General features: G+C 74.4%; 5 protein-coding genes. 2 read left to right on the top strand and 3 right to left on the bottom strand.

What is annotated here, in order from left to right; all coding sequences use genetic code 11:
• Positions 1 to 145 precede the first annotated feature (145 nt).
• A complete protein-coding gene (locus C3492_RS38750) occupies positions 146 to 1,510 on the bottom strand; it encodes an MFS transporter (RefSeq protein WP_103817303.1) in 1,365 nt (454 codons plus the stop codon).
• Positions 1,511 to 1,722: 212 nt separating this feature from the next.
• Complete coding sequence (locus C3492_RS38745; protein WP_103817302.1) at positions 1,723 to 2,388, bottom strand: TetR/AcrR family transcriptional regulator; 666 nt, start codon at positions 2,386 to 2,388, stop codon at positions 1,723 to 1,725.
• 163 nt (positions 2,389 to 2,551) lie between these two features.
• On the opposite strand from C3492_RS38745, the gene C3492_RS38740 reads away from it, so the two are divergent.
• Positions 2,552 to 3,436 (top strand): shikimate dehydrogenase, encoded by an 885-nt coding sequence (locus tag C3492_RS38740; RefSeq protein WP_103817301.1) that lies wholly within the window; start codon positions 2,552 to 2,554, stop codon positions 3,434 to 3,436.
• A gap of 145 nt (positions 3,437 to 3,581) precedes the next feature.
• Complete coding sequence (locus C3492_RS38735) at positions 3,582 to 5,372, top strand: sugar phosphate isomerase/epimerase and 4-hydroxyphenylpyruvate domain-containing protein (protein ID WP_103817300.1); 1,791 nt, start codon at positions 3,582 to 3,584, stop codon at positions 5,370 to 5,372.
• Here the strand turns inward: C3492_RS38735 and C3492_RS38730 are convergent.
• Entirely contained in the window at positions 5,359 to 6,822 is a 1,464-nt protein-coding gene (locus C3492_RS38730) for a membrane-associated oxidoreductase (protein ID WP_103817299.1), read from the bottom strand. The genes C3492_RS38735 and C3492_RS38730 overlap by 14 nt on opposite strands.
• Positions 6,823 to 6,883 lie beyond the last annotated feature (61 nt).

Raw genomic sequence — 6,883 nt, 5'->3', positions numbered from 1 at the left:
CCGCCCGCACGGCCCCTCCGCCAGGCAGGCCCCCGTTCCCCGGCGGGGCGCCGCCCGCACGGCCCCTCCGCCAGGCAGGCCCCCGTTCCCCGGCGGGGCGCCGCCCGTGCCGAGTTCCTGGCCACCCTCATGATCAGCCCCGGTGTCAGACCGGAACCCGTTCCCCGCGGGACGCCTCCCGCGCCGCTCGCTCGCCGAGCAGTTCCGTCGGCACCCGGTGTGTCTCGCGGGCGGTGAGCGCGGCGAGCGCCGGCGGGACGCACAGTGCCGCCGTGAACAGGGCCACCGCCGCCCAGTCGTCGCCGCCCGGACCGGCGATCTCGGCGGCGAAGGTGACCGCGAACCCGGCCACCGCGAAACCGGTCTGCGTGCCGATCGCGAGGCCGGACAGTCGGACCCGGGTCGCGAACATCTCGCCGTAGAAGGCGGGCCACACGCCGTTCGCCGCGCTGTAGACGACGCCGAAGGCCACGACGCCGAGCAGCAGCGTCAGCGGATAGGAGCCCGTGGAGATCGCCCACAGATAACCGGTCATCGCCACCGCGCTGCCGACCGCCCCGATCAGGTACACCGGCCGGCGCCCGATCCGGTCCGACAGCGTCGCCCACAACGGGATCGCGCCGAGCGCCACCAGGTTGGCCAGCGCGCCCACCCACAGCATCGCGGTACGGGACATGCCGACCGCGTCGCTCGTGGCGTACGCCAGCGCCCATACGGTGAACACCGTGCTGACCGACGCGATGAGCGCGCCCGCGATCACCCGCAGCACGTCCGCCCAGTGCTCGCGCAGCAGCACCGCGAGCGGCAGCCGGGCCACGCCCCCGTCCGCCGCCTGCCGGGCGAAGGCCGGGGTCTCGTGCAGCCGGCGCCGGATCACCCAGCCGACGACGGCGACGGCCACGCTCAGCCAGAACGGCACCCGCCAGCCCCACGACAGCAGTTGCTCCTCGGGCAGTTGGGCGACCGGGATGAAGACGAGGGTGGCGATGAGCTGGCCGCCCTGGGTGCCGCTGAGCGTGAAGCTGGTGAAGAAGCCGCGCCGGTCCGGCGGCGCGTGCTCCAGACTCATCGAGCCGGCGCTGGCCTGTTCGCCGGCCGCCGAGACGCCCTGCAGGACGCGGCACAGCACCAGCAGGACGGGCGCGAGCGTGCCGACCTGCGCGCGGGTGGGCAGACAGCCGATCAGGAACGTCGACAGGCCCATCAGCATGAGCGTGAACACCATGATCTTCTTGCGGCCGAGCCGGTCGCCGACGTGCCCGAGGACCAGCGCGCCGAGGGGCCGGGCCGCGTAGGCGACGCCGAAGGTGGCGAGCGAGAGCAGGGTCGCGGTCGCCGGGTCGGAGGCGTCGAAGAACACCTTCGGGAAGATCAGGGCGGCGGCGCTGCCGTAGAGGAAGAAGTCGTAGTACTCCAGCGCGCTGCCGATCCAGGCGGCCGTGGCCGCCTTCCAGGGCTGGCCGGGCGGGGCCGCGGGGCCGGGGGCGGGAGCAGGGGCGGGGACGGACACGGCGGTGCTCCTTCGGGGAGGACTCCACCCTGCGGAGGGAGGGGGAGTGAGCGGGGGGCGGGGGCCGGATCGCGGCGGCTAATTAACCCACTGGATAGTTAGTCGTGATTGGGTGGGATGTTGCGCCCGCGTTTCCCCGCTGTCAAGGGCTCGCGCGTCCCCGGCCCCGGCAGCCCGTCCGCGAAACCGTCACCCGGCCGCCCGCGAAACCGTCAGTCGGCCGCCCGTTCCGCCGTCAGATAGGCGATCACCATGTCCCCGAGCATGGTCCGGTAGTGCTCCCGCTGCGCCGGGTCCACCAGGTCCCGGCCGAACAGGGCGCCGAACGTGTGCCGGTTGGCGACCCGGAAGAAGCAGAACGAGCTGATCATCGCGTGCAGGTCGACCGCGTCCACGTCGGCCGTGAACAGCCCGGACTCCTGCCCGGCGGCGAGGATGCGGCGGATCACGTCCAGCGCCGGGGAGCCGATCCGGCCGAGCTTCTCGGAGGCCGCGATGTGCTCGGCGCCGTGGATGTTCTCGATGCTGACCAGCCGGATGAAGTCCGGGTGCCGTTCGTGGTGGTCGAAGGTCAGCTCGGCCAGCCGCCGGATCGCGGCCACCGGGTCCAGGTGGTCCACGTCCAACTCCTGCTCGGCGTCCCGGATCACCCCGTACGCCCGCTCCAGCACGGCCGTGAACAGCTGCTCCTTGCCGCCGAAGTAGTAGTAGATCATCCGCTTCGTGGTGCGGGTGCGGGCGGCGATCTCGTCCACGCGGGCGCCGTCGTAGCCGGCCCGGGCGAACTCCTGCGTGGCCACGTCGAGGATCTCGGCCTTGGTGCGGGCGGCGTCGCGCACCCGCCCGCCGGGTCGTACCGGTTCGTCGACGCTGGTCATCGCTGTCCTTCGGGCCGTGAGGCGCCGGGGCGGCGCGCTCGTTCGCGTGCCGGTGATTGTAGAAGCAGGGCTCCGGAGAGCGGCGGGGGTCTTCCGAACCGCCCGTGCGGCTGATATAGCTAACGTACTGGTTCGTACATTAGCTTGCCCCGGGAGGCCCCGCGTGATCAAGGACTCGTATCTCGTCGGGCTGGTCGGGGCCGGGATCGGCCCCTCGCTCAGCCCGGCCCTGCACCACCGGGAGGCGGACCGGCAGGGCCTCCGGTACCTGTACCGGCTCCTCGACACCGACGTCCTCGGCGTGCCGCCGGAGGCGGTCGGCGACCTGGTCCGCGCCGCCCGCGACCTCGGCTTCGACGGGCTCAACATCACCCACCCCTGCAAGCAGCTCGTCCTGCCGCACCTGGACGCGCTCGACCCGCGGGCCGAGGCGCTCGGCGCGGTCAACACCGTCGTCTTCGACGGCGGCCGGGCCGTCGGGCACAACACCGATGTCACCGGCTTCGCCGCCTCCTTCGCCCGCGGCCTCCCGGACGCCCCGATGGAACGGGTCGTCCAGCTCGGCGCGGGCGGCGCCGGCGCGGCCGTCGCGCACGCCGTCCTCACCCTCGGCGCCGGCCGGGTCACCGTCGTGGACGCCCTGCCCGACCGGGCCGCCACCCTGGCGGCCTCCCTCCAGCGGCACTTCGGCCCCGGCCGGGCGGTGGCGGCGACGGCGGACCGGCTCGCGGCGCTGCTGCGCGACGCCGACGGCCTCGTGCACGCCACGCCGACCGGTATGGCCGCCCATCCCGGTCTGCCGTTGCCCGCGGAGCTGCTGAGGCCCGGGCTGTGGGTCGCCGAAGTGGTCTACCGGCCGCTGGAGACGGAGCTGGTGCGGGCCGCACGGGCGGTCGGCTGCGCCGTGCTGGGCGGGGGCGGGATGGCCGTGTTCCAGGCCGCCGACGCGTTCCGGCTGTTCACCGGGCGGGAGCCGGACAGTGCGCGCATGCTGGCCGACATCGAGGAACTGGCCGGGGTGGAGCGATCGGGAAGCGCCGCCGGCTGACGGCCGCGGGCCCGTCGTGGCGGTCGCGCCCACGCGGCGGAGCCACCTGTGACGGGCCGCACCCGTCGCCGGGCCGCCCGCGCGAACACGGCCGCGCACCGCCGGGGCGCGGCATAGGCACCCTGAACCCCAAGGAGTCCACCCCGTGCACACCTCCATCGCCACCGTCTCCCTCAGCGGCCCCCTCACCGAGAAGCTCACCGCCGCCTCCCGCGCCGGGTTCGACGGGGTGGAGATCTTCGAGAACGATCTCCTCGCCAGCCCCCTGTCGCCCGAGGAGATCCGGGCCCGCTGCGCCGACCTCGGTCTGGCCATCGACCTCTACCAGCCGATGCGGGACGTCGAGGCCGTGCCGGACGAGGTCTTCGCGCGGAATCTCCGCCGCGCCCGGCACAAGTTCGAACTGATGCGGCGGCTCGGCGCCGACACCGTCCTCGTCTGCTCCAGCGTCTCCCCGGACGCCCTGGACGACGACGCCCTCGCCGCCGGGCAGCTCAGCCGACTCGCCGACCTGGCGGACGAGTTCGGCATCCGGGTGGCGTACGAGGCGCTCGCCTGGGGGCGGCACGTCAGTACGTACGACCACGCCTGGCGCATCGTCGAGGCCGCCGGGCACCCCGCCCTCGGCACCTGCCTGGACAGCTTCCACATCCTGTCCCGGGGCAGCGACCCCAAGGGCATCGAGGACATCCCCGGCGAGAAGATCTTCTTCCTCCAGCTGGCGGACGCCCCGCTGCTCGCCATGGACGTCCTCCAGTGGAGCCGCCACTACCGCTGCTTCCCCGGCCAGGGCGGCTTCGACCTCCCGGGCCTCCTCACCCACGTGCTGCGCACCGGCTACCGAGGCCCGCTCTCCCTGGAGGTCTTCAACGACGTGTTCCGGCAGGCCGACGCCGGTCCCACCGCCGTCGACGCCCACCGCTCCCTGCTGCTCCTCCAGGAGGCCGTCGGGGTGGCCGGGCTGCCCGCCCCCGTCGTCCCGGCCGGCGTCGCCTTCGCCGAACTCCTCACCCCGGACACCGAACCCGTCACCGCCCTGCTCGGTGCCCTCGGCTTCACCCGGGCCGCCCGGCACCGCGGCAAACCCGTCGACCTGTGGCAGCGCGGCGACGCCCGCGTCCTGGTCAACACCGGTCCGGCCGCGCGCCGCGCGGGCACCCGGCTCGCCGCGATCGGCCTGGAGTCCCCGGACCCGGCCGGCGCCGCGCGCCGCGCGGAAGCCCTGCTGGCCCCGGTGCTGCCCCGGCGGCGCGCCCCCGAGGACGTCCCGCTCGACGCGGTGGCCGCCCCCGACGGCACGGAGCTCTTCTTCTGCGCCACCGGACGCCCCGGACTCCCCGACTGGCGCGCCGACTTCGAGGACCTGGCGGAGGTACCCGTCTCGGTCACCCGCATCGACCACCTCGCGCTCGCCCAGCCCTGGCACCACTTCGACGAGGCGACGCTCTTCCACCGCAGCGTCCTCGGACTGCACGCCCAGGAGAGCGTCGACCTCGCGGACCCCTACGGCCTCCTGCGCAGCCGTGCCGTCACCAATGCCGACGGCAGCGTCCGGATCGCCCTCGCGGTCGGCGCGGCCCCCGGTGACGACACCCTGCCCGCGGCGCACATCGCGCTAGCCGTGGACGACGTGGTGGCCGCCGCCCGCGCCTTCCGCGCGGCGGGCGGACGGCTGCTGCCGGTACCGGCCAACCACCACGACGACCTGGCCGCCCGGTACGAGTTCGCCGACGGTGAGCTGGAGACGTACCGCGAGCTCGGCATCCTCTACGACCGCGAGGCGGGCGGCGCCTTCCGGCACTGCTACACCGAGACCGTCGGCCGGGTCTTCTTCGAGCTCGTCCAGCGGGATCCGGGCTACCAGGGCTACGGCGCCGTGAACGCCCCGGTGCGGCTGGCGGCCCAGCACGCGGTGCGCGGCTTCACTGGCGGCTGACCGCGCGGGTGACGCCGGCGATCACCGTCGTCGCCAGGATCCAGCCGGTGAGGACGAGGACGTAGGCGAGCACCTGACAGCCGCCGCGCGGTGCGAAAGCGGAGTCCTGCCCGAAGGAGATCACCGGCAGCAGCAGGTCGAGCGTGTAGAACACCGGGTCGAACGGCGGTGCCTCGCCCGCCTTCAGCGGCCGGGGGTGGTGCAGCGCGAAGACGACGGAACCGAGCGCGAGCAGCGACAGCAGCCATCCGGCGGCGCGCAGCGGCCGGAAGCCGTAGCCGACGGTGACGTCCTGGACCAGGCCCCACAGCCGGCCGTACCAGGGGAGCGTGCGGCGGTGCCGGCGCTGCTTGGCGAGCTGCACCAGCCGGGCCGCGTGGTCGTCGCCGACGCGCCGGTAGGCGGCCGTCAGCTGCTCGTAGGCGTGCGGGGTGTAGCCGTCGCGGTCGCGCTCCAGCATGGGCAGGCGGCGCTCGGCGGGCTCGTGCGGGACGAGGGAGGTGTACGACAGGTGGTTGAGGAGCACCTCGCCGGGCGCCGACTCCGGTTCCAGGAACAGGACGTCGATCTGCGCGCGGCGCAGGTTGAGGGCGCCCTCCATCGGCGGCCCCTTGCGCAGCCAGAGCTCGCCGATGGTCGTGCTGCTGGCCCGCAGCGCCGAACCCCCCGGATGGGAGAGGGCGGTGTACGACAGGTCGAGGCGCCCGGCGATGCGGGCGCCGCGCAGGCCCGTCGAGCCGCGCACCTGCGCGTACCGAACCAGCATGTCGCCGCCGACGGCGAAGGTCTCCGCCTCCAGCGCGTCGTGCCCGGGGTTGCCGAGCCGCGCCTCGCTGAGGTTGACCGACCCGGCCACGGTCGCGCCGCTCAGCCGTGTCTGCCCCTGGGTGCGCAGCCCCGGCGCCCACAGGTCGGCGCCGATCGCGGCCTGGTTGAGCTGGAGCACCGGCTCCGCCGCGTCCGGCGCGGCCACCTCGGCGCCCTCCAGGTACAGGCTGCCGGCGATCCGGGCGCCGCCCAGCCGCACGATCCCGGTGCACCGGGCCCGGGTCAGCCGTATGACACCGTCGACCTGCACGGCGTGGGCGACCAGTCCGGGCAGGACGGACTCGCTGAGGTTGAGCTCGCGCAGCCGGGCGGCGTGGCACCGCGGGGCCTCGTCGAAGTGGCAGTGCCGCAGCCGCACCGGATGGTCGATGGTGGCGTACTGAAGGTCCAGCCGGCCCGTGATCCGGGCGCCCGCGAGACTGAGCGCGGCGGTCTCCCCTTCCTGCCGCGGTCCGCCGAGGAGCAGCGCGCGCAACACCTGGGCCCGCACGGTCCGTCCGGCGCCCCAGCCGGACCCGTCGGCGGGGTCCTCGCCGGGCGACTCCCGGAAGTCCACGGCCTCCCCGCGCGGAAACGCCCGCCACACCCGTTCCTCGGCCGCCGTCAGATCGTTGATCTCCACCAGCGGGACTCTCACCCGAGGGCCAGGTACCTGTCAATCCGCCCGGACCGCCGGGGCGTTG

It is taken from the genome of Streptomyces sp. Ru62, assembly GCF_002920615.1.
GTDB lineage: Bacteria > Actinomycetota > Actinomycetes > Streptomycetales > Streptomycetaceae > Streptomyces.
This window is presented reverse-complemented; position numbering and strand designations above follow the sequence as displayed.

Coding starts and splice junctions, on each gene's coding strand:
- C3492_RS38745 (WP_103817302.1), bottom strand. CDS start 2,388: ATGACCAGCGTCGACGAACCGGTACGACCCGGCGGGCGGGTGCGCGAC.